General features: G+C 68.9%; 18 protein-coding genes and 2 pseudogenes. 13 read left to right on the top strand and 7 right to left on the bottom strand.

Going from position 1 to position 23,318, the window contains the following annotated elements; genetic code table 11:
- Positions 1-85 precede the first annotated feature (85 nt).
- On the top strand, positions 86-2,185 hold the full coding sequence (locus FSZ13_RS10480; protein ID WP_145479450.1) for a glycosyltransferase: 2,100 nt from the start codon (positions 86-88) through the stop codon (positions 2,183-2,185).
- Between the two features lie 28 nt (positions 2,186-2,213).
- Here FSZ13_RS10480 and FSZ13_RS10475 read toward each other — a convergent pair whose 3' ends face one another.
- The 3 genes from FSZ13_RS10475 to FSZ13_RS10465 all read right to left on the bottom strand — a co-directional run bounded on the left by FSZ13_RS10475 (position 2,214) and on the right by FSZ13_RS10465 (position 6,858).
- Positions 2,214-3,050, bottom strand: a complete 837-nt coding sequence (locus tag FSZ13_RS10475) for an SDR family oxidoreductase (RefSeq protein WP_145479449.1) — start codon at positions 3,048-3,050, stop codon at positions 2,214-2,216.
- Between the two features lie 65 nt (positions 3,051-3,115).
- Complete coding sequence (locus FSZ13_RS10470) at positions 3,116-4,675, bottom strand: hypothetical protein (protein WP_145479448.1); 1,560 nt, start codon at positions 4,673-4,675, stop codon at positions 3,116-3,118.
- Between the two features lie 29 nt (positions 4,676-4,704).
- Positions 4,705-6,858: a RelA/SpoT family protein gene (locus FSZ13_RS10465; protein ID WP_145479447.1), complete on the bottom strand. Its 2,154-nt coding sequence runs from the start codon at positions 6,856-6,858 to the stop codon at positions 4,705-4,707.
- Positions 6,859-6,963: 105 nt separating this feature from the next.
- Here FSZ13_RS10465 and FSZ13_RS10460 point away from each other — a divergent pair, with 105 nt between their 5' ends.
- Positions 6,964-7,488 carry a hypothetical protein gene (locus FSZ13_RS10460; RefSeq protein ID WP_145479446.1) on the top strand — a complete coding sequence of 175 codons (525 nt, stop codon included), beginning with the start codon at positions 6,964-6,966 and terminating at the stop codon, positions 7,486-7,488.
- A 42-nt stretch (positions 7,489-7,530) separates the two neighbouring features.
- Here the strand turns inward: FSZ13_RS10460 and hrpA are convergent, their stop codons facing one another.
- Entirely contained in the window at positions 7,531-11,640 is a 4,110-nt protein-coding gene (gene hrpA, locus FSZ13_RS10455) for an ATP-dependent RNA helicase HrpA (protein ID WP_145479445.1), read from the bottom strand.
- A gap of 89 nt (positions 11,641-11,729) precedes the next feature.
- Here hrpA and FSZ13_RS10450 point away from each other — a divergent pair, with 89 nt between their 5' ends.
- From FSZ13_RS10450 to FSZ13_RS10430, 5 genes are all read left to right on the top strand, one after another.
- Positions 11,730-12,305, top strand: a complete 576-nt coding sequence (locus FSZ13_RS10450; RefSeq protein ID WP_145479444.1) for a Dps family protein — start codon at positions 11,730-11,732, stop codon at positions 12,303-12,305.
- Positions 12,306-12,384: 79 nt separating this feature from the next.
- The gene (recQ, locus tag FSZ13_RS10445; protein WP_145479443.1) at positions 12,385-14,187 is read left to right on the top strand and encodes a DNA helicase RecQ; all 1,803 of its coding nucleotides are present in this window, start codon (positions 12,385-12,387) and stop codon (positions 14,185-14,187) included.
- 92 nt (positions 14,188-14,279) lie between these two features.
- Entirely contained in the window at positions 14,280-14,672 is a 393-nt protein-coding gene (locus FSZ13_RS10440; RefSeq protein WP_145479442.1) for a CopL family metal-binding regulatory protein, read from the top strand.
- Between the two features lie 115 nt (positions 14,673-14,787).
- Positions 14,788-16,563: a copper resistance system multicopper oxidase gene (locus FSZ13_RS10435; RefSeq protein WP_145479441.1), complete on the top strand. Its 1,776-nt coding sequence runs from the start codon at positions 14,788-14,790 to the stop codon at positions 16,561-16,563.
- Positions 16,560-17,537, top strand: coding sequence for a copper resistance protein B (locus FSZ13_RS10430; RefSeq protein WP_145479440.1), 978 nt, complete (start codon positions 16,560-16,562; stop codon positions 17,535-17,537). Before FSZ13_RS10435 ends, FSZ13_RS10430 begins: the two co-directional genes overlap by 4 nt.
- 43 nt (positions 17,538-17,580) lie before the next feature.
- Here the strand turns inward: FSZ13_RS10430 and FSZ13_RS10425 are convergent, their stop codons facing one another.
- Positions 17,581-17,895 (bottom strand): zf-TFIIB domain-containing protein, encoded by a 315-nt coding sequence (locus FSZ13_RS10425; RefSeq protein WP_145479439.1) that lies wholly within the window; start codon positions 17,893-17,895, stop codon positions 17,581-17,583.
- 157 nt (positions 17,896-18,052) lie between these two features.
- On the opposite strand from FSZ13_RS10425, the gene FSZ13_RS10420 reads away from it, so the two are divergent.
- Positions 18,053-18,454, top strand: a complete 402-nt coding sequence (locus FSZ13_RS10420) for a response regulator (protein WP_145479438.1) — start codon at positions 18,053-18,055, stop codon at positions 18,452-18,454.
- Positions 18,455-18,923: 469 nt separating this feature from the next.
- A complete protein-coding gene (locus FSZ13_RS10410; RefSeq protein WP_145479437.1) occupies positions 18,924-19,586 on the top strand; it encodes a DUF3011 domain-containing protein in 663 nt (220 codons plus the stop codon).
- Positions 19,587-19,624: 38 nt separating this feature from the next.
- Here the strand turns inward: FSZ13_RS10410 and FSZ13_RS10405 are convergent, their stop codons facing one another.
- Both FSZ13_RS10405 and FSZ13_RS10400 read right to left on the bottom strand, forming a co-directional pair.
- Entirely contained in the window at positions 19,625-20,293 is a 669-nt protein-coding gene (locus tag FSZ13_RS10405) for an MliC family protein (RefSeq protein ID WP_145479436.1), read from the bottom strand.
- A gap of 75 nt (positions 20,294-20,368) precedes the next feature.
- On the bottom strand, positions 20,369-21,271 hold the full coding sequence (locus FSZ13_RS10400; RefSeq protein ID WP_260844143.1) for an NAD-dependent epimerase/dehydratase family protein: 903 nt from the start codon (positions 21,269-21,271) through the stop codon (positions 20,369-20,371).
- 206 nt (positions 21,272-21,477) lie between these two features.
- On the opposite strand from FSZ13_RS10400, the pseudogene FSZ13_RS18815 reads away from it, so the two are divergent.
- The 4 genes and pseudogenes from FSZ13_RS18815 to FSZ13_RS18385 all read left to right on the top strand — a co-directional run.
- Positions 21,478-21,914 (top strand): annotated as a pseudogene (locus FSZ13_RS18815) (phage major tail tube protein); the annotation flags it as partial.
- Positions 21,915-22,006: 92 nt separating this feature from the next.
- Positions 22,007-22,301, top strand: a pseudogene (locus FSZ13_RS18625) (phage tail assembly protein).
- Positions 22,286-22,447, top strand: coding sequence for a GpE family phage tail protein (locus FSZ13_RS18620; RefSeq protein WP_260844154.1), 162 nt, complete (start codon positions 22,286-22,288; stop codon positions 22,445-22,447). The pseudogene FSZ13_RS18625 and the gene FSZ13_RS18620 overlap by 16 nt, the downstream one beginning before the upstream one ends.
- On the top strand, positions 22,444-22,611 hold the full coding sequence (locus FSZ13_RS18385; RefSeq protein WP_186308890.1) for a hypothetical protein: 168 nt from the start codon (positions 22,444-22,446) through the stop codon (positions 22,609-22,611). Before FSZ13_RS18620 ends, FSZ13_RS18385 begins: the two co-directional genes overlap by 4 nt.
- Positions 22,612-23,318 lie beyond the last annotated feature (707 nt).

The raw sequence follows: 23,318 nt of genomic DNA, 5'->3' as shown, positions 1-23,318 counted from the left end.
GAATGTAAAAGTCCGGCGAGTCTATCGCAGCCATGGTGGCGCGCGTGTCCCCCGGTTTTCCCCGCTTAGCTGGAGTTGTAACGGGATGTCGACATCCTTGGCCGATCTACGCTACTTCCTGAACCGCATGATCGGCCTGTTCCGGCGCAGCGTGGCCAGCCTGCGGACCCGGGGCTGGCAGGCCACCTGGCAGCGCATCCGGGTCCACACCCGGTCGCTGCCGCCGCCCCAGCGGGCGCCGTTGTACCTGCCCCCGGCCGAAGCCTTCGCGCCGTTCGAAGTGCCTTCCAGCGTTGAACCGCGGGTCAGCATTGTGATCCCGGTGTACAACCACGTCGCGCACACCCTGGCCTGCCTGCGGGCGCTGGCCGCCCACCCGCCGCAGGTTGCCTGCGAGATCCTGGTGGTGGACGACGGCAGCAGCGATGAGACCGTGCAGTGGATGCCGCAGGTCCGGGGCCTGCGCTACGAAGTGCGCGCCGCCAATGGCGGTTTCATCGAGGCCTGCAACGACGGCGTCGCACGCTCGCGCGGCGACTACGTGGTCCTGCTCAACAACGATACGGTGCCGCAACCGGGCTGGCTGGACGCGCTGCTGGAGACCTTCGGGACCACCCCGGCGGCGGGCCTGGTCGGCTCGCAGCTGCTGTATCCGGATGGCCGCCTGCAGGAATCGGGCGGCGTGGTGTTCAGCGATGGCAGTGCGTGGAGCTACGGTCGCTTCGAGTCGCCCGACGATCCGCGCTACAGCGCGCTGCGCGATGCCGACTACTGCTCGGGCGCGGCGTTGATGCTGCCCCGTGCGCTGTGGGACCAGCTGGGCGGCCTGGACACCCGTTACCGCCCCGCCTATTACGAAGACACCGACCTGGCGTTCGCGGTGCGCGCCGCCGGTTACCGCGTGCTGGTGCAGCCGGCCAGCCGGGTCGTGCACGACGAAGGCACCAGCAACGGCACCGATACCGGCAGCGGCATCAAGGCCTACCAGGTGCGCAATCGCGGCGTGTTCGCCGCAAAGTGGGCGCCGGTGCTGGCCGACCACCCGGCGCCCGGCAGCGTGCCCACGCCTGCGCTGTTGCACCGCCGGCAGCGCCAGGTCCTGATCCTTGACGAACTGGTCCCGCAGCCTGACCGCGATTCGGGTTCGCTGCGCCAGTACAACCTGATCCGCATGCTGCTGGCCGAAGGCGCGCACGTGGTGTTCGTGCCGACCCGGCGCGAACATGGCGGTGCCGCCACCGAGGCCCTGCAGAAGCTGGGCGTGGAAGTCTGGTACGCGCCGTACCTGGAAGGCGTCGGCACCTGGCTGCGCGAACACGGTCCGCGCTTCGCCGTGGCGATGATGGTGCGCCACCACGTGGCCAGCGAGTGTCTGCCGCTGCTGCGCCGCTACGCCCCGCAGGCGCGCCGGGTGTTCGACACCGTCGACCTGCACTACCTGCGCGAACGCCGCGGCGCCGAACTGGCCGGCGATGCCGGGCTGCTGCGCAACGCCGAACGCACGCGCACGCGGGAGCTGGCCGTGATGGCCGGCAGCGACATCACCGTGCTGGTCAGCGATGCCGAGCGCGCGCAGCTGCAGGTTGACGCGCCCGCGGTGCGGGTGGAGCTGATCTCCAACCTGCACGAGGTTGCCGGTGCGGGCGCGCCCTGGAGCGCGCGCCGCGACCTGGTATTCGTGGGCGGTTTCCGCCATCCGCCGAACGTGGACGCGATGCAGTGGTTCATCGGCGACGTCTTCGCGCGCATCCGTGCGCAGCTGCCGGAGGTGCGCTTCCACTGCATCGGCGCAGACGTGCCGCCGGTCGTGCAGGCGCTGGCGGCGCGCCAGCCCGGCGTGGAGATCCACGGATTCGTGCCGGTGGTGACCCCGTACATGGACGAGGTCCGCATTGCCGTGGCGCCGCTGCGGTTCGGCGCGGGCGTGAAGGGCAAGGTCAACCTGAGCATGGCGCATGGGCAGCCGGTGGTGGCGACCACGTGCGCGGTCGAAGGCATGCACCTGCGCGATGGCGACGATGTGCTCATCGCCGATGACGCCGACGCCTTCGCCGCGGCAGTGGTGCGGCTGTATCGCGACGAGGCGCTGTGGCAGCACCTGTCGGTGGCCGGGCTGCGCAACGTGCAGCAGCATTTTTCGCTGGACGCCGCCCAGGCCACGGTACGCCGGGTGTTCCTGGAGTGACGGGCGCCGGCCGGATGGAACCCCGGCGCTAGCGGGGTCGCCAGGTATCCGGGGTCGGGGTGAAAGGCCGCGGGTGCACGCCCAGCGTGGCGGCCAGTGCGGCGTTGTCGGCCACCAGGTCCTGTTCCAGGCGCGACACCGGCCCGCGCGCACGCGGCACGGCCGCGGCCAGCACGCGCAGCGCGACGCCCGGTACATACAGCGGCAGCGTGGTGGTGCCAATGCTGGCATGCACGCGCTGGAACATCTGCTGGTAGTCCAGCCGCTCGCCACCGCCGATCTGCAGCGTCTGCCCGGCCGCGGCATCGCCCTGCAGCGCGGCCATCACCGCCAGCGCGATGTCGTCGGCGTGCACCGGCTGGCGCAGGCCATGCGCCATCGGGATCGGGAACACGCGGGTGCGGCGCGCGCGCGCCACGATCGGGGTGAGGCTGCGATCAAGCCCCGCGCCATACACCAGGGTCGGCCGCAGCACTGTCCACTGCATTCCCAGGCGGTCGGCCTGCTCGGCCAGGTTGCGCTCACCGCGTTGCAGCAGGGCCACCAGCGCCTGTTCGTCCGGCTGCGCCGATCCCTGCTTGGTGAGCACGCTCATCGAGCTGGTGACGATGATCCTGCGCGCCGGCGCCACCTGCTGGCGCGCCAGCCAGTCGCCCCACGCATCCAGCGGCGCGAAGCTGACGATGGCCTGCAGCGCCTGCGCGGGCACCGGCAACGCGCGCATGTCCGCCGCCTGCCATTCGACCCCGGGCTGCGCCGGTTGCGGATGCCGGCTCAGCGCACGCACCGGTACGCCGGCGTCGACCAGCCGTGGCAGCAGGAATCGACCGATCTGGCTGGTGGCGCCGGAAACGAGGACCGTCATGGCACCTCCTCAAGGAAACAAGCGCGCACTATAACGGACCCACCCGGCATGCCGCGCCGCACCGCTCAGCGCAGCGCGTCGACATCGCGCAGGCGTTGCTGCAGGGCCAGGTAGTCTGCCGACGTGTCAGCCACGCCCCAGCGCGCCGCCTGTCGCAGCGCTTCCTGCGCGAACTGCACGTCGCCGCGGCCGAGGCGTTCGCTGCCGATGGCCAGCCAGCGCTGTCCCAGCCGCTGCCGGGCATCGGCCTGCGCACCGCCGGGCGACAGCGCCTGCCAGGCCTCCAGGCAGTCACCGGCGGCCTGCACGCGGTTCTCGCGCAGGCGGTCCTCCACGCACTGCCGGGTCGCCGGCAGCAGCCGCTGTGCCGCCGCGCGCACCTGCGGGTCGCGTGGCGCGATCGCCTGCGCTTCACGCAACGCATCGTAGGCGCTGCGACCTGGCGGTGACAGGATGTCGCCCCGCGCTGCTGCCTCTTCGAAGCGCGCGAGCAGGGTTCGTATGCTCTGTTGGCGCTGCGCGGCCGGCACGGCCGGCGCGGTCAGGGCGCGATCGGCCTCGCGCGCCCGGGTGATCGCCTGCCGCGCCGCCTGCAGCTGGTTTGTCGAGGCACCCAGTGCCTGGGCATCCGCCAGCGCGCGCGTCGCCAGGTCGAAGCGGAAGTCGTCCGCCAGCCGCGCCGAGGACGCCAGCAGCGCGTCGATCACCTGGGAAAGCCCCTGGCGTGCGGCAGCGTCGTCCGGCCGTGCCGCCAACACCGCCTGGAACGCCGTGCCGGCGGGTCGCCATTGCTGGCGGCGCTGCAGGCACTGGCCCTCGCGCAGGCGCGCCTCCAGCGCTGCATTCAGCGCGGCCTCGGTGGCGGGAAGGTCTACATGCCCCGGATCGAAATCGCGCGCGCGCACGACCTGCGCCGCCGCGATCGCGACATCGCCGCGTGCGGCCGTCGCACGCGCCTGCTGCAACAGGTCCGACAACGCGTCCTCGCGTCCTTCCAGCGCGCGCAGGTGGTTGGGTGCGCGCGCCAGCACCTGCTGGAACAACGGCAACGCGCTGTCATCGCTGCCGTCCAGGCGCCGGGCCTGCAGGGCCGATTCCGCGCGACCGAGCAGCGCGCCGATGCCGGCACCGCTGTTCTGCTGCGCGCGCAGCCGCCGGGCCACCGCGTCGGCCTCCGCCTGTGGCACCTGCAGCTCGCGCGCGAGCGCAAGCGCACGTTGCGCGCCTGCGGTGTCACCGGCATCCAGCGCAGCGCGCGCCTGCACCAGGGCGGCCCGCCCGGTGCGTGCCAGGCCCGCGCGGGCCTGCGGGCGATCGCTGTCCAGCGCCAGCGCGGCGTCGTACAGCTCGCGCGCGCCACTGCCGTCGGCAGCACTCAATCGTCCTGCGGCCAATGCCCGGTCGCCGCGGTCGAGCAGCTGCTCGACCTGCGGCTCGTTCCAGAACCAGGTGGCCAGGGGGCGGCCGAAGGCCACCAGCAGCGCGAACACCAGCACCGCCACCAGCAGCGCCCACGCCCAGATGCGCCGCGCATGCCGGGCCTGCAGCCACCACCAGCGACCCTCGCGCCGCACGCGGCGCAGGGCGGCATGGGCGGCGTCCTCATGGTCCGGGTGACGGCTCATTCCCTGAGCGTAGCGCGGGTCACGTGAGCTCAGCCCAGACGCCGCGCGTCGCTGACTCCAGGCAGGGCGTCGAGCTTGCCGAGCAGGGTCGACAGCTGCCCGTAATCGCTGACCTTCAGGCGCAGCCGCAGGTGCGCGCGGCCGCTGTTGCGCACGTTGTCGCTGTGGATGTCGAGCACATATGCATCTTCCTGCGCGATCAGGTTGGTGATGTCCTTGAGCAGCCAGCGCCGGTCGACCGCATCGACCACCACGTCCACTTCGTAGCCACCGCCCGCCTGGCCCCACTCGACCGGCAGGATGCGCTGCGGGCTGGCCGCCGACAGGCGGGCCAGCGCGGCGCAGTCGGTACGGTGCACGGTGACCCCGCGCGTGCGGGTCAGGTACCCGACGATGGGTTCGCCGGCCACCGGCTGGCAGCAGCGCGCCAGCTGTACCAGCAGGTTGCCTACGCCCTGCACGGTGAACTTGGACTTGCCCAGGCTGTCGCGGCGCGCGGTCGGCCGCGGCATCGCCGGCACCGCGGGCTGGCTGGCGGTGCGTTCGGCTTCCAGCAACGCGCGGCTGACCTGGTGCGGCCCGGTGTCGCCCAGCGCGACCTGGATGTAGAGATCGTCGACGCTGTCGGCGTGGAACCGGCGCGCGGCCGCAGCCAGGTCCGCCTGCTGCAGGCCCAGGCGCTTCAGTTCCCGATCGAGCAGGTCGCGGCCGGCCTGCACGTTGCGCGCGCGGTCCAGCTTGTGGAACCAGCCCCGCACCTTTTCGCGCGACCGGTTGCTGGCCAGGTAACCACTGGAGGCCAGCAGCCAGTCGCGGCGCGGGTCGGCCTCCTTGCCGGTGAGGATCTCCACGCGGTCGCCGCTGCGCAGGCGGTAGGTCAACGGCACGATGCGGCCGTTGACCTTGGCGCCCCGGCAGCGGTGCCCGACCATGGTGTGCACGTGGTAGGCGAAGTCCAGCGGGGTGGCGCCCTGCGGCAGGTCCATCACCTCGTCCTTCGGACTGAGCGCATAGACCCGGTCTTCGGTCAGCTCCGCATCCAGCGCGCCGGCCAGTTCGCCCGCCGTGCCGTCCTGCGACTGCTCCAGCAGCTGCCGCATCCAGGTGATCTTGCGGTCGAAGGCCTTTTCCGCGCCCTTGCTGCCTTCCTTGTAGCGCCAGTGCGCGGCCACGCCGAGTTCGGCCTGGGCATGCATGTCATGGGTGCGGATCTGCACTTCGATGGTGCGCCCTTCCGGACCGACCACGGCGGTGTGCAGCGAGCGGTAGTCATTGGCCTTGGGGCGGGCGATGTAATCGTCGAACTCGCTGGGTACCGGTGCCCACAGCGAATGCACCACGCCCAGGGCGGCATAGCAGGCGGCCACGTCCTTGACCATCACCCGCACCGCGCGGATGTCGTACAGCTGCTCGTAGGCCAGCCGCTTCTTCTGCATCTTCCGCCAGATGCTGTAGATGTGCTTGGGCCGCCCACTGACCTCGGCCTCGATGCCCTGAGCCAGCAGTTCGCGCGACAGCGCCTTCTTGACCTGCTCGACATAGCGCTCGCGCGCCAGCCGGGTTTCATCGACTTCGCGGGCGATGCGGCGATAGGTGTCCGGTTCCAGGTGGCGGAAGGCCAGGTCTTCCAGTTCCCACTTCAGCTGCCAGATGCCCAGCCGGTTGGCCAGCGGCGCGTGGATGTCGCGGGTCAGCTGGGCCAGTGCCCGACGTTCCTCCTCGGGCAGGCGGTCGGCCGCGCGCATGCGCGCCAGCTGCCGCGCCAGCAGGATCGGCACCACGCGCAGGTCGTGGATGATCGACAGCAGCAGGCGGCGCAGGCCTTCGCTGTTGCGCCCGGCATCGCGGCCGGCATGCAGCGCCCAGACCTGGTCGGCTGCGTCCAGCCCGTCCAGCAGGCCGACCACCGCTGCCTTGTGGCTGCCCAGCGGCAGCGCGTCCAGGTCGCTGCGCAGCCCGGGCAGGTCGAACAGCAACGCGGCCAGCAGGGCGCTGTCGTCGGCCGACAGCAGGGCCAGTGCATCGAGGGTGTCGGCCAGCACCGGCCACGCCGCGGTCGGGGCGTGCGTGCCCGGCGCGTCCTGCCAGCGCTGCAGCAGCGCCTCGCGCAACGCGGGCGGCAGGGCGGCGGCCGAGGGGCGGTTCAACAGGCCATCCAGGCCGGGGACGGAAGCGCGGTTCACAGCATCATGCAGACAAGACAGAGAGCCCTACACTAGCGCTGCTATCGTTGCCCGACAATCACAAGCGTCGTCCGTACCCGTCAATTGCATTCCTGGAGAGCTGCCATGCGTTTTTCCCGTCTGAGGTTATTGGCCTGCGCGGCCGTGCTGTTGGGTCTTGCCGGGCCGGCCCTGGCCCAGCGCGTTGTCGGAGGCGACCTGCAGCAGCAGATGTCCCCCGCCGAATTCAAGGCTGCCGGCCTGGACAAGCTCAACCCGGCCGAACTGGCCGCACTCAACGGCTGGCTGCAGGGCAAGGTCGCGGCGGTCACCGCCGACGTGCGTGAACAGGCACGCGAGGAAGCGCGCGAAGAAGGCCGCCAGGAAGTGATCAAGAAGACCCGCGGGTTCTTCGATTTCGGCAGCAAGGAACCGATCGTCAGCACGCTGCAGGGCGAATTCCGCGGCTTCGGCAAGGGGCGCCGCTACCTCCTGGCCAACCAGCAGGAGTGGGAGCAGACCGACGACGCCACGCTGTCGGGGGTGCGCCGCACCAATCCGGAGGTGACGGTCACGCCCGGGCTGATGGGCTCGTGGTACCTGCAGGTCAAGGGCAGCAATACCCGCACCAAGGTCCAGCGCATCAAGTAAGCCGCGGCGCCCCGTGCCGACCCGGCAGGGGGCGCGTCCGGCTCAGGCCTGGCGCAATGCCGCCACGCGCTGGGCCAGCTTCTTGGCCGAAATGCCGGTTTTCGCACCCAGTTCCTGCGCGAACAGCGACACCCGCAGCTCTTCCAGGTCCCAGCGCAGCGCCTGCCACTGCGGGCGTCCGCGCAGGCCCCGCGCCTGCGCCTCTTCCAACGCCTCCAGGAACGGACGCAGCTCCAGCATGCGGGCCTGGTCGCGCGGTGGATCGCGCTTGGCGCGCTCGCTGCGCAGGATCATCGCGCGCAGGTAGCGCGGGTACTGCGCCAGCGCATCGGCGGGCGTTTCGCGCAGGAAACCGGGGTGGACCAGGGCCGCGAGCTGCTGCTCCAGGTCATCCAGGTTGCCGCGTGCCCAGCCCATCAACGGCGCCTCCAGCGCCGGTTTCAGCTCGGCCACATGGGCCAGGATGTTCTCGGCCAGCTTCAGCCGTGCCATCGCTTCCCCGAACAGGTCGCGCCCGGCGGCATCGCGCCGCTTGGCGAACGCTGCAGGGTCGCGGATCTCGCCCAGGCCGTCGGCCAGCACGGCATTCATCGCCGCATCGACCAGGTCGCCACGCAGGCGTTCCTGCGATTCGATCGCCGCGTACAGCAACCCCGTCTTGGGCGGCACCGGCAGCTGTTTGCGCGCCTGCTTGGCCTTGTCGGCCAGCGCGATCTCCAGCAGTCGGCGCACGCCGCGCGGGTGCTGCTCCAGCGCTTCGTTGCGGTCGGCGAAGATCCGCAGCGACGCCGTGTCGCCCGCATCGACCAGCGCCGGATACGCCGGCACACCGGCTTCGCCGGGAACCTGCAGCGGAATGGCGCTGGAGGGGAACTCACGCAGGCCTTCGGCGGCGAGCGAGCGCCCGGCACGTTCGGCGAAGGCATCACCCGCCTGTTCGCCGAAACGGGCACGCAGCGCGTCCAGGTCGCGCGAGGCGGCCAGCAGCTTGCCCTGTGCATCGTGCAGGCGCAGGTTCATGCGCAGGTGCGCGTCCAGCGCGGTTTCGTCGAAATCCAGCGCGCTCATCTGGGCGCCGGTGGCCTTGGACAGGAAACGCGCCAGTTCGCCGCGCAGGTCGTCGGCGCTGGGAGCCGGGAAGGCTTCGGCAAAGGCGCGTCCGAAGTCCGGCGCCGGCACGTAGTTGCGGCGCATGGCCTTGGGCAGGCTGCGGATCAGCGCCGAAGCCTTGTCGGCGACGAAGCCGGGCGCCAGCCACGACAAGCGCGCCGGGTCCAATGCATTGAGCAGGTGCAGCGGCACGTCCAGGCTCACCCCGTCGTCCTCGCTGCCGGGCTCGAAGCGGTAATGCAGCGCAAGCCGCGCATCGCCCAGCGGCAGGTACTTGGGATAGCGTTCGGCGTCGCTGCCCTCGCCGGGCAGCAGGTCGGCCAGCGACCAGGCCACGGCGCGGCGTTTTTCGGGAGCCAGGCCCTTCCACCAGCTGTCCAGGCCCGCGGCCGAATGGATCTCCGCCGGAATGCGGTCCAGGTACCAGCGCGCCTGCCAGTCCTCATCGGCCACGATACCGGCGCGGCGCAGCTTGGCTTCCTCTTCGCGGGCCTGTTCCAGGACCTTCAGGTTGTCGGCGATGACGCTGGCACGGGTGTTGATCTCACCGCTCACCAGCGCCTGGCGCACGAAGATGTCGTGCGCCTCGCCCGGCGCGATGCGACCGTAGTGCACCGGCTTCTTCGGCGCCAGCACCAGCCCGAACAGGCTGATCTGCTCGGAGGCCAGCACCTGGCCCTGCGCACGCGACCAGTGCGGGTCGAAGTGCTTGCGCAGCAGCAGGTGCGGCAGTTCGGCGATCACCCAGTCCGGCTCGATCGCCGCGTTGGTCATGCCCCACACCTTCTGCGTATCCAGCAGGGTAGCGGCCAGCAGCCACGGCGGCGGGCGCTTGGCCATCACCGAACCGGGGAACGGCAGGAAGCGGCGCTGGCGCGGGGCGAGGAAATCGCCCTTGTCGCTGCGGTGTCCGATCTGGGTGGGCAGGCCGGCGATCAGCGCGCGGTGCAGGGTCTGGTAGGCATGGGCGCGGACGCGGTCGCTGAAGCCGGCACGCGCGTCGGCGGCAGCGGCAGCCGGTGCAGGGGCAGCCGTCGTCGCGGCCGCAGCGGGTGTTTCGACCTTGCCCTCGCGGGCCAGACGCGCGGCGCGGTGCTGCTGGCCACGGGTGACCTTGGCCTTGGCGGCGTCATCGCGTACCGGTGCAGGCGCCGACGAGCCCGCCAACAGCGGCGCCATCGCGCTGTCCACGGGCTCCTCGTTCCAGCCCAGCTCCTCGCACAGCACGCGCAGCTGGCGGTGCAGCTCGCGCCACTCGCGCATGCGCAGGAAACCGAGGAAATGGCGTTCGCACCAGCCGCGCAGCTTGGACTGGGTCAGGTCTTCGTGGGCCTGGCGGTAGCCGTCCCACAGGCGCAGCACGCCCACGAACTCCGAGCGGCCATCGGCGAACAGCGCGTGCGCGTTGTCGGCCGCCGCGCGCGCCTCCGGTGGCCGCTCGCGCGGATCCTGGATCCCCAGGAACGAGGCGATCACCAGCATCGGCCGCAGGCAGCCCTGTGCCTGGGCGGCGACCAGCATGCGCGCCAGCTTGACGTCCACCGGCAGGCGCGCCATCTGCCGCCCGATCGCGGTCAGCCGGCGCTCGTCGTCCACCGCGCCCAGTTCGCCCAGCTGCTGCCAGCCATCGGCGATGGCGCGCTCGTCCGGCGCCTCCAAGAACGGAAAATCCTCGATCCGGCCCAACCCGAGCTGCAGCATGCGCAGGATCACGCCGGACAGGCTGGAGCGGCGGATTTCCGGGTCCGTGAACTCGGCGCGCGACTGGAAGTCCGCTTCCGAATACAGGCGATAGCAGATGCCTTCCGACACGCGGCCGCAGCGACCCTTGCGCTGGTTGGCGCTGGCCTGCGAAATCGCCTCGATATGCAGGCGGTCGAGCTTCTGGCGCGGACTGTAGCGCTTGACCCGGGCCAGGCCGGGGTCGATCACGTAGCGGATGCGCGGCACCGTGAGCGAGGTTTCGGCCACGTTGGTGGCCAGCACGATGCGCCGCCTGCTGCCGGGACTGAACACCATGTCCTGGTCTTTCACCGACAGCCGCGCGTACAGCGGCAGCACGTCGGTTTCGCGGTACTTGCGCCGTTCCAGCGCCTGGTGCGCATCGCGGATCTCACGCTCGCCGGGGAAGAACAACAGGATGTCGCCGCGCGGGTCGGCGCGGGTGATTTCATCCACCGCCGCCACCACCGCGTCGTTGACCGTGCGTTCACCATCGCGGCCACCGTCCGCGTCGCCGCCACCCTCGCCTTCCAGCGGCCGGTAGCGCACTTCCACCGGGAAGGTGCGGCCTTCCACGCTGATCACCGGCGCATCGTCGAAGTGCTGGGCGAAACGCGAGGTGTCGATGGTCGCCGAGGTGACGATCAGCTTCAGGTCCGGGCGCCTGCGCAGCAGCTGCTTGAGGTAGCCGAGCAGGAAATCGATGTTGAGGCTGCGCTCGTGCGCCTCGTCGACGATGATCGTGTCGTACTGCGACAGCCATCGGTCGCTGCTGATCTCGGCCAGCAGGATGCCGTCGGTCATGAACTTGATGCGCGTGTCATCGCCGACGCGGTCGGTGAAGCGCACCTGGTAGCCCACCGTGGTGCCCAGCTCCGAATGCAGTTCCTGCGCGACGCGGGTGGCCACCGCGCGTGCGGCAATCCGTCGCGGCTGGGTGCAGCCGATCATGCCGGCCACGCCGCGCCCGGCGGCCAGGCACAGCTTGGGCAGCTGCGTGGTCTTGCCCGACCCGGTTTCGCCGGCAATCACCACCACCTGGTGGTCGCGGATCAGCGCGGTGATGCGCTCGGCTTCACGCGCAATCGGCAGGCTGTCGTCCAGAGTGACCGACGGCAGGTTGCGTGCCCGCGCCTGGCGCCGCTGCACCGATGCCTGCAGCGCCTGCTCGAAGGCGGCGGCGACGCCCGCGTCGGCCGGTTTGGCCCGGCAGCGCGACAACAGCCCGAGCAGACGCCCGCGGTCCCGGCTCATGGCCCCATCGATGGCGGCCTGCTGCGAAGACAGGGACGAAGCGGCAGGTTGTTTGATAGCGGTCATCAATCGAATCGTTTGGTACGTATGAGTACAACTGAAGGTTAGTCTGATCTATTGTGAAGGCCATCCACTCCACGAAGAGGAACTCCCCCATGGCGAAGACCAAATCCCCCACGAAACCGAAGGCCAGCCGGCAGAAGCTGGCGGCCGGCATCCCGGCGGCGCCGGCGGCACCGGCGGCACCGTCGGCCCCCAACATCGATATCGGGATCAAGGTGGGCGATCGCAAGAAGATTGCCGATGGACTGGCGGCCTACCAGGCTGACGCGTTCACGCTGTACCTGAAGACCCACAATTTCCATTGGAACGTCACCGGCTCGATGTTCAACTCGCTGCACCTGATGTTCGAAACCCAGTACACCGAGCAGTGGGCAGCCCTGGACGAGGTTGCAGAACGCATCCGTGCACTGGGCTTCAATGCCCCGGGCTCCTACCGCGAGTTCGCCGCCCTGACCTCGATCGCCGAGGAACCGGGCCTGACCGACAGCGCGGACTGGCGTGAAATGGTACGCCAGTTGGTGGTCGCCAACGAAGCGGTCTGCCGCACCGCCCGCAAGGTGCTGGACGTGGCCGACGACGCCGACGACGCCCCCACCGAGGACCTGATGACCCAGCGCCTGCAGACCCACGAGAAGTACGCCTGGATGCTCCGCTCGCTCCTCCAGTAACGCCCGGGCCCGTTCCCCCGATGCTCCATCGGGGGAATTCCGGACGGGGAACGCCCCCCGGAACCGGTAAACTACGGCGATGTCTTCCCGCCCCGCGCACGAACTGCTGCACCGCATTTTTGGCTACGACGATTTCCGCGGTCCGCAGCAGGCGATCGTCGAGCATGTCGCGGCCGGTAACGACGCGCTTGTCCTGATGCCCACCGGCGGCGGCAAGTCGCTGTGCTACCAGGTGCCCTCCCTGCTGCGCGAAGGCACCGGCATCGTCATTTCGCCGCTGATCGCGCTGATGCAGGACCAGGTGGAAGCGCTGCGCCAGCTCGGCGTGCGCGCCGAATTCCTGAATTCGACCCTGGACGGCGAAACCGCCGCCCGGGTGGAGCGCGAACTGCTCGCCGGCGAACTGGAACTGCTGTACGTCGCGCCCGAGCGGCTGCTGACCGGGCGCTTCCTGTCGCTGCTGGCACGCAGCCGGATTGCCCTGTTCGCCATCGACGAGGCCCATTGCGTCTCGCAGTGGGGCCACGACTTCCGGCCCGAGTACCGCCAGCTTACCGTGCTGCACGAGCGCTGGCCCGACGTGCCGCGCATCGCCCTGACCGCCACCGCCGACCCGCCCACCCAGCGCGAGATCGCCGAGCGCCTGGACCTGACCAACGCCCAGCACTTCGTCAGCTCCTTCGACCGCCCCAACATCCGCTACACCGTGGTCCAGAAGGACAACGCCAAGCGCCAGCTGCTGGATTTCCTGCGCGGGCACCGCGACGAGGCGGGCATCGTCTACTGCATGTCGCGGCGCAAGGTCGAGGAAACCGCCGAATTCCTGTGCAAGGAGGGCATGAACGCCCTGCCCTACCACGCCGGCCTGCCGGCCGAGGTGCGCGCGGCCAACCAGCGCCGCTTCCTGCGCGAGGACGGCATCGTGATGTGCGCCACCATCGCCTTCGGCATGGGCATCGACAAGCCCGACGTACGCTTCGTGGCGCACACCGACCTGCCCAAGTCGATGGAAGGCTATTACCAGGAAACCGGGCGTGCCGGCCGCGACGGCGAGCCGGCCGAGGCCTGGCTGTGCTACGGCCTGGGCGACGTGGTGCTGCTCAAGCAGATGATCGAGCAGTCCGAAGCCGGCGAGGAACGCAAGGCGCTGGAGCGCTCCAAGCTGGACCACCTGCTGGGCTACTGCGAATCCATGCAGTGCCGGCGCCAGGTGCTGCTGGCCGGGTTCGGCGAAACCTATCCGCAGCCCTGCGGCAACTGCGACAACTGCCTGCAGCCGCCGGATGCCTGGGATGCCAGCGTGGCCGCGCAGAAGGCACTGAGCTGCGTGTACCGCAGCGGCCAGCGCTTCGGCGTGGGCCACCTGATCGACATCCTGCGTGGCGGCGAAAACGACAAGATCCGCCAGTTCGGCCACACCGAACTGAGCACCTACGGGATCGGCAAGGACCTGGATGCCCGCACCTGGCGCAGCGTGTTCCGCCAGCTGGTCGCGGCCGGCCTGCTGGAAGTGGACAGCGACGCCTACGGCGGCCTGCGCCTCACCGACGGCAGCCGGCAGGTGCTCAAGGGCCAGCGCAAGGTGATGATGCGCCGCGAAAGCGCCAAGACCCGCGAACGCGACCGCAGCGGGCAGCGCACTGGCCTGTCGGTGCTGCCGCAGGATCTGGCGCTGTTCAACGCGCTGCGCGGGCTGCGCGCCGAGCTGGCGCGCGAGCAGAACGTGCCGGCCTTCGTGATCTTCCACGACAGCACCCTGCGCAACATCGCCGAGCAGCGCCCCACCAGCATCGACGCGCTGGGCCGGGTCGGCGGCATCGGCGGCACCAAGCTGACCCGCTACGGCGAGCGCCTGGTCGAGATCGTGCGCGAGGAAGGCTGAGCCGCATGCGCTCGACCGGACCCACGTCCAGAGTTGAACCCGCTGTTCAGCGATGGGTGCGCCTGCCGCGCTTTGGCGCTAAGGTGGCGCCCATGTCTGCCGGTGGCCTGCTCCTGCGCGTGGTGTTGATGCTCAGCCTGTTGCTCAACGGGCTGAACGCGGCCATGGCCGGTCCGATGGTGCTGGCCATGGCAATGCCGGCCGCCCCGACCGAGGACGCCCTAGCGCCGCCCTGCCATGGCGAAGGACACGCCGCCCTGCACGGCGAGCGGACTGACACGCCGCCGCCTGCCCAGGCACCCGACGACAGCGAGCACTGCAGGATCAAGGACTGCCTGCGCAACTGCGCCCAGCAGCCGGGCCTGACCGCCCAGATCGCCTGGATCCCCACACCGCCACCGCTGTCGCCGGCGCCGCTGCCGGCCACCCAGGACGTCCTGCGCAGCCTGCCGCTGGACCGCATCACCCGCCCTCCCATCGCCTGACCGGAGCTGACCGGGCCGGCGCTCGCCACGAACGCCCGCTCGACGCGACGCCGTGCTGCCGCACGCGCGTCCTGCCGGCACCTGCGCGTGCCCTCGGATTCGATTCGGAGTTGCAATGTCACACCCCTCTTCCCCCGGCGCGGGCGCTCCGCCCGTGCCATCGCGGCGCCTGTTCGTGCAGGGCCTGGCCGCCGGCGGCGTGGTTGCCGGCGTGGCCGGCGCCGTGCCCGCGCGCGCCCTGGCCGATGCCGGCCCCCGCGTGGCCACCGCCCCGCAGGTCCTCAGCGGCCAGCAGTTCCAGCTGAGCATCGGCGAGTCGCTGGCCAACTTCACCGGTCGCACCCGGCCGGCGATCACCGTCAATGGCAGCCTGCCGGCGCCGATCCTGCGCTGGCGCGAAGGCGACACCGTCAGCGTGCGCGTGGCCAACGCCCTGCAGGGCCATCCCACCTCGATTCACTGGCACGGCATCCTGCTGCCGGCCAACATGGACGGCGTGCCCGGCCTGAGCTTCAACGGCATCGCCCCGGGCGAGGCGTACGACTACCGCTTCACCCTCAGGCAATCGGGCACCTACTGGTACCACAGCCATTCGATGTTCCAGGAACAGGCCGGCCTGTACGGGGCACTGATCGTCGATCCGCTGCAGCCGGCCCCGTACCGGTTCGACCGCGAGCACGTGATCCTGCTCTCGGACTGGACCGACATGGACCCGGGCGCGCTGTTCCGGCGCATGAAGAAGCTCGCCGAGCACGACAACTACTACAAGCGCACCCTGCCCGACTTCCTGCGCGACGTGCGGCGCGAAGGCTGGAGCGCGGCCACCGCCGACCGTGGCATGTGGGGGCGGATGCGGATGACCCCGACCGACATCTCCGACATCAACGCCCACACCTACACCTACCTGCTCAACGGCACCGCACCGGCGGGCAACTGGACCGGCCTGTTCCGCAGTGGCGAACGCGTGCTGCTGCGCTTCATCAACGGCGGTTCCATGACCTACTTCGACGTGCGCATCCCCGGCCTGAAGATGACCGTGGTGGCCGCCGACGGGCAGTACATCCACCCGGTGAGCATCGACGAATTCCGCATTGCCCCGGCCGAAACGTTCGATGTGATCGTCGAACCCAGTGGGCAGGACGCGTACACGATCTTCTGCCAGGACATGGGCCGAACCGGCTACGCCGCCGGCACCTTGGCCGTGCGCCACGGGCTGCAGGCGCCGATCCCCGCGCGCGACCCACGCCCGCTGCTGACCATGAGCGACATGGGGCATGACATGGGTGGCATGGGCCACGACATGAAGGGCATGGAAGGAGGTTGCGGCGCCAACATGGGCCACGCCGGCCATGGCAGCAACAGCAAGGCGCCACGCCACGCCGCGAGCGAGAACGGCAACCCGCTGGTCGACATGCAGAGCGCGGCCACCGAGCCCAAGCTCGACGACCCCGGCATCGGACTGCGCGACAACGGCCGCCAGGTGCTCACCTACGGCGCGATGCGCAGCCTGTTCGAGGATCCGGATGGCCGCGAGCCGTCGCGGGAGGTCGAATTGCACCTGACCGGACACATGGAAAAGTTCAGCTGGTCGTTCGATGGCGTTCCGTTCGCCAGCGCCGAACCGCTGCGCCTGAACTACGGCGAGCGCATGCGCATCGTGCTGGTCAACGACACCATGATGCAGCACCCGATCCACCTGCACGGCGTGTGGAGCGACCTGGAAAATGCCGGCGGCGAGTTCCAGCTGCGCAAGCACACCATCGACATGCCACCCGGTACCCGCCGCAGCTACCGCGTGCGCGCCGATGCGCTGGGGCGCTGGGCCTACCACTGCCACCTTCTGTACCACATGGAAGCGGGGATGATGCGCGAAGTGAGGATTGAAGAATGAAGCTGCTCACTGTTGCGCTGCTCACCGCCATCGCGGGACCGGCGTGGGCGCAGTCGCATGCGCACGCACATGCCGATGAAACACCCGCTGCTGCACCGACTGCGGTGGACCATTCGAAGATGGACCACTCGAAAATGGACCATTCGACAATGGACCATTCGACCATGGATCACGGCGACGTCGACCACGCGCACATGGACCACTCGACAATGGATCACGCCGCCATGGAACATGGCACCGCGCCGAGCGCGCCGAGCGCGCCGCGCGAACCCATTCCCGAGGTCACCGACGCCGACCGTGCGGCCGCCTTCCCGCCCATCAACCATGATGCGATGGAGCACGCGCCCAACGTGCACAGCCTGCTGCTGATCAACCGGCTGGAACATTGGGATGGCCAGCACGGCAGCGGCCAGGCCTGGGAAGCCAGTGGGTGGGTTGGCGGCAACATCAACCGCCTGTGGCTGCGCAGCGAAGGCGAACGCAGTGGCGGGCGCACCGAAGCGTCCGACCTGGAAGTGCTGTACGGACGCAGCGTGTCGCCGTGGTGGGACGTGCTGGTGGGCGTGAAGCAGGACTTCCGCCCGGCGGACTCACGCACCTGGGCCGCGTTCGGCATCCAGGGTCTGGCCCCCTACAAGTTTGAAACCTCGGCGACCGCGTATGTCGGCGACGGTGGACAACTGGCGGCCACGCTGGAGGTCGAGTACGAACTACTGCTCACCAACCGCCTGATCCTGCAGCCGCTGGTGGAAGCCACGCTGGCCGCCAAGGACGAACCCGAACACGGCATGGGTGCCGGCCTGAACAAGGTCGAAGCTGGGCTGCGCCTGCGCTACGAGTTCAGCCGTCGCTTCGCGCCGTACATCGGCATCAGCCACGAGCGCCTGTTCGGCGACACCGCCGATTACCACCAGGCGGCAGGCGAACACACCCGGGACACACGCTGGGTGGCCGGCGTCCGCGTCTGGTTCTGACCGGCACTCCCGGGCGCCATGCGCCCGGGGATTCCCGCGACGGTCAGAAATCGAACAGGTCGGACAGGAAGCTTTCCTTCTTCTTCTTCCGGTAACCCTGCTGGTCGCCGTAGTGCTGTTGGCCCAGGTGGCGCGTATCGCGATGCTGTACCTGCTGGTACACCTGCTGCTGCGGCTGCGGCTGCGGCGCGGCGGCCTGGACCGGCGCGGGCGCGGCAGCACCGGCCGAGCGCTCGATGATCTTGTCCAGCTCGCCGCGGTCCAGCCACACGCCCCGGCATTGCGGGCAGTAATCGATCTCGATCCCCTGGCGTTCGGACATCACCAGGGCCTGGGTCGTGCATACGGGGCATTGCATGGAACTGTCTCCCAGTGGACAAACCCCGACTGTACCGTGACCTTCCTGACCGTTTGGCAACAAACCCGGCGTTCAGGGCGCTGCTTGCACGATCTCCTCACCCGGCGCTGCCCATACTCCGCGCCGCCCCGCTCCAATTTCCAGGGAAACCCGCGTCATGCTGTTGTCCAAGCGCCACGTCGAACCGCGCGTGCTGTTGATCGAAGATACCGAAGACACCCGTGAGCTGAGCCGCCTCACCCTGGAAAGCCAGGCCTGCGAAGTTGCCGCCGTCAGCTCGGCCGAAGCCGCGCTTGGCCTCCTGCAGGCCGGCGAGCGCTTCGACCTGGTCTTCACCGACGTCTGCCTGGGCGGGCTGAGCGGCATCGACGCCGCCCAGCGCATTCGCCAGCAGTTCCCCAGCCTGCCCGTGCTGGTCACCTCCGGCCTGCAGCCGGACCGGGTCACCCCGCAGCTGGCCCCGGGCATCCACTTCCTGCCCAAGCCCTATTCGATGAGCGAACTGCTGGACGCCATCCGCGCCTGCTTCGGCGACCACGACGTCGACCGCGCAGCATGAGGCCAGGCATCAGTTACGCGGCTTGTAGCTCTTGTTGCCCGCAGGTGTGAGGCAGTAGCGACCCCCGCGTGGCCCCGTGCACAGATTACCGCTGCTGCAAGGGCAATTTCCGGAGCTCACCGGCACCGCTGTTGCCGGCGCCACCCGCGCGCCGCCGCCGACCGTGCATACCTTCTTCGACGCACTGATAGAGCCGTCGTTGCAGACAAAAGATCCACCGGCACAGTGGGAGACGCCTCCCTTCTTTCCCGAGCACGGTGTATTCCCTGCTTCAGCCTGGCCGGCGCATACGCTCGCCAGCAGCAACAGCCCCAGTAGTCCCTGTCGTATACGCATGAAGGCCATTCCGCATATGCGCCCGCCTGGCGCGGAGAAAGCCTACCCTTTCATGCGGATTTCATCCAAGTCTGCGCATCGTTCGCCGGACGGGGTCGCGCCGTGGCCCCACTCCCTGACTGGAAGCCGAAACATGCAGACCCGAATACTGCTGGGCACCCCGTTGTTGCTGCTGGCCTCGCTGGCCGACGCCCGCGCCGATGACTTCGTCACCTGCGAAAGCCGGGACAACCGTTACCAGTCCTGTGCCCTCCCCTACGCCGGCTACGTCACCCTGGACCGCAAGCTGTCCGGCGCCGATTGCCGCCAAGGCCGCAGCTGGGACTACGACCGCCGCAACGTGTGGGTCGACGACGGCTGCCGCGCCTCGTTCCGCGTGCGCGGCGACGACCGCCATCATGACCGCGATGACGACAACCACGACGCCAAGGTGGCGGCCGGCGTGCTGGTCGGGGCTGCCATCCTGGGCGCGCTGGTGCACAACGCCAACAAACAGGATGAGCGCTACGACGATGACAACTACCAGGGCGCGCGCCATACCTCGTACGTGCCCAACTGGATGATCGGCGAGTTCGAAGGTTACAACCCGATGTACAACACCGACATCCGCATGCGCATCGACGCCGACGGCCGCATGTCGGCGCAGGCGCGCGGGCAGAATCTGTCCGGCTGGGTCAACGGCGGCCAGCTCAACGTGGGCAACAGCGTGTTCGACATCAACCAGAGCCGCGATGGCTTCGTCACCACCGAAGTAGGCGACCGCCAGAACGAGGTCCGCTACCGCCGCGTACGCTGACCACCACCGGCGCCGGCCCCCGGGCCGGCGCCGGTTGTTCATCCGCCGATCCTGCAGCTCAGGCGCGTGCCATAGAAGTCCAGCGTGGCTTCGCCCTGGTGTTCCCAGAACTCCACCCCTTCGCGCGTATACCGGGCGCCGCTGGCCGAGGGTGCGGCAAAGGCGATGGCCTGGTCGCGCCCCAAGCGGATGACCGCCACCTGCGGGTCCAACGCGTTGTAGAACACCACGGAAAGCGGCTTGCTGGCGTCGTCGCAGGCATACTGCACCGCCTTCGCGGCGGGTGCCGACGGCGACGCCAGGCGCAGCTCGACGATGCGGGTCTGGTAGGACTCCAGCAGGCAGCGATTGGCATCCACCGCCTGCCAGCAGGCGTCGCGGCCCTTGATCCAACCGCGCTGTTCGGCTGCGACATCCAGCTCGCCCGGCCCGGTCTGCGCCGCGCGGTACAGGGCGGCAAGTTCGCGATCCAGCGCGGATAGGCGGCCGTCGCCGCAGACCGTCTTCTCGGCGTCGTTGGCGGCCTTGGCACAGTCGAACGACGGCCCCTCCTTCGCGCCGGTGGCAGGCGCCGCGGGCGACGTAACCGGCGCCGGCGATTCATTGGTCGGCGTAGCCGGAGCGGCACGCGTCGCCGGATCGCTCGGGGCGGGCTTGCAGGCGGCCAGCGCAAGTGCGCCCAGGCCGATCAGCACAAAACGGTTCATGGCAACTCCACTGCAGTGAAAGCAAACGCGGCCAGTCTGCGCCATGCGACGCCCAGGCCGCGTGTACGCGCGTCCCTATTCAATCGTGCAGTCGTCCGTGCGTGCGGACTCCGGCAGGACTTCGATGCTGCCGGCCTCCAGCTGCGCCAGGATCGATTCGGGTCCACGCCAACTGCGCCACTGCAGCCCGACGCTGGCCGCGCGTGGATCATGGATCCGATCCACTACCGGCAGCGACCAGCCGCGCCGGTCGTATTCGGCCAGCCACTGAGGGCAGCGCAGGGCCAGCACGTCACGCGGCCGGCTGACCAGAGCGTCGCAGTCTTCGCGCTGGAACGGCGTCCAGCCACTGGCAAGGTAGCGCTGAAACGCGGGGCCGCCGTTGCCCAGCGCCGCGACGTGCGCGTCGGCGACATCGCGCACGTCGATGCCCCGGTGCAGACGGTACAGCAGCATGCGGTCGGGTGTTTCCGGGAAGCAGCGCGACATCCGGATCACCCGCACCTGCAGGTCCGGTCCCGCAGCCTCTTCCAGCCACTGCTCGGCGGCGAGCTTGGAGCGGTGGTAAACGGTCTTCGGCAGCGGCGGCGTGTCCTCGTCCACCCAGGTACACCGCCCGGGCACGATCGCGTGCCCGTACAGCGCGGTGGTGCTGGTAAAGACCAGCCGCCCCACCCCCGCATCGCGGGCCAGCATCGCCAACGTGCGGGTGCCTTCCACATTGATTCGTTGGAACTCGCTGTCGCTGAACAGCCCGACGTGCGGCGCATGCAGCGCGGCGGCGTGGATGACCGCATCCACGCCCTGCAGCGCTTTGGACAGAATGCGGGTGTCGGTGAAATCTGCCACGTGACGCGTGGTCGCAAACGGACTGCGGTCGATGCCCACCACATCGTGGCGGGAGGCCAACGCGCCAAAGATGGCGCGACCCACCCGGCCAGAACTTCCTGTCAGGAGAATCTTCACTGGAGAGCACATGTCAGCGCCCGGGAGCTACCGGGATGCACGAAGTGTAGTAGAGCCACGCCCTGCGTGGCTGCCTCACGACGGAATCAGTCCTCCCAACCGCCGCAGAAATCGCATTTACCCTCTTCACGCGCGATGACACCGGGCGGCCATTTGGAGTGAAGCATCGCGCAGGCCAGGCGGTCCGGGATGACCTTGCGCAATGTCGCTATTCGCCAGAGTTCAAGCTGCCCACCCTGACCCGCAAGATGGAGGAGTACCGTGCCGCCGGCATGGCGGGCCCCATCAGCATCGTCATGGGCCAAGAGAAGATCGAGGCCGAGTGGAAGTGTGGCGGCCTGATGCGCGAAGTGCTGCGCCAGTACGACGCGGTGGCCCACAACGGCGTGCAGCTGCGCTTCGCCGACGCCTGCCAGCGCGAGGACAGCGGCGAGACCGATGCCGTCGAAGTCGTGATCCGTGGCCGCCATAGCGAGATCGACCCGGTACCGGCAAGGTCGGCGACGACACCGAGTTCGCCGTGAAGGCTGCCGCCAGTTACTACAAGCTGAGTGTCAACGGTCGTGCCGAGATCGAGATCGACATGGTCGGCATGGTGTTCAAAGTCAACGGAGTGAATATGCTCGCTGGGCAGCGCCGCGCCATCGGCTATTGAGCTGGCCCCTCGTCAATTACCAAAGAACACCCGTGAACCTGACTAACCAATCGACCGACACGTCCGCTGAGCTGGATACGACATCCGGGAAGGTGACGAATACCCCACTTTCCAACATCGTCCTGGACGCGCCGATTTCACGCGGCGACCAGGTCATCACGACCCTGCACCTGCGCCGACCGAACGCCGGCGAATTGCACGGCATCAAGCTGGCCGACCTGCTGCAGATGGACGTGAGCGCGCTGGCGCTGCTGGTGCCGCGCGTCAGCAGCCCAGCGTTGACGGCCGCTGACGTGGGAGCTGGACCCTGCCGACCTGGTCACCATCGCCACCGAGGTGGGCGGGTTTTTCTTGTCGAAGTCGCAGCGGGAATCCCTGTCTGCGTAGAGGAGTTCATAGCCGACATTGCGACAGTCTTCGCTTTCAGCCTGAGTGAGCTGTCGCAGATGTCCCTGATTGAACTGATTGAGTGGCGAGAGCGTGCGCGGGGGGACGAAGTGGAACTGAGCAGCGGTGATAAATTCTTCCCATGAACAATTTCTCCGCCCTGCTGATCGGCATGCTGGCTCTGTACGTCGTCCTCGCCTTCCTCCTGGTCGTGATGTGGCGCACCGGCTTTCTCTTTATGGTGCTGAACATTCTTGCGGACGAGGCGGGGAAGCTGCGTCGGCTGCTTTCTCGCAAGACTGGGGGCTAGACGCGCCTGGACATCATCATGTCAATCTTGTTGGCTGTCGTTGGCGTGATGATGCTAGCTGTCGGCTTAGGGCTCATCGTTACAGTAGGCCTTCTCGCCGGCGGCATCTTGAACAGAATCATGGGATACCCAAAATCCCGTGCGGACCGGGAACGGTAGGACAACGGGAGAAGCCAACATATGGGCATGGTGATCTTCATCATCATTTCACTGCTGATCCTTACTCCAATACTCTTGGGGATAGTGTGGGCACTGTGCATCCTGTGCCAGCTCGTGGCGACGGTGTTCAATGGCGTTTCCGGGAAGCCCGACGTCTAATTGTCCTTGACGGCGCTGCGCCATGAGCAGGGCCAACGTGCACCCTCAAGTACTCGGCCGGCGCGCCCTTTCGCAAGGTTCTCAATGGCAGCAAGGCATCGGCCGGTAGCCTGCGACAACAGCAGGATGCTTTCCGCCGCCTCAACGCTGCGCAACGAGATATCAGGCGCGTACCGCCAGCACCAGAAGGCGATCCAGGAGACCGCAGCTGCTCACCCGATGGCACAGCGGGGCGTGCACGGCCTGACCCGTGAGGTGGAGCCCGTTGCGCCGCGGTCCCGCAAACTGAGCCAAAGCTTCGCCCGGTGAAGGACACGATGGCATTCGAGTCAGCGATGGCCGACATCAAAACAGTTGTGCACTTCGATTCTCCGGGAGGCATTCGGGCA

Source organism: Stenotrophomonas rhizophila (assembly GCF_007667275.1).
Lineage (GTDB): Bacteria > Pseudomonadota > Gammaproteobacteria > Xanthomonadales > Xanthomonadaceae > Stenotrophomonas > Stenotrophomonas maltophilia_AE.
This window is presented reverse-complemented; position numbering and strand designations above follow the sequence as displayed.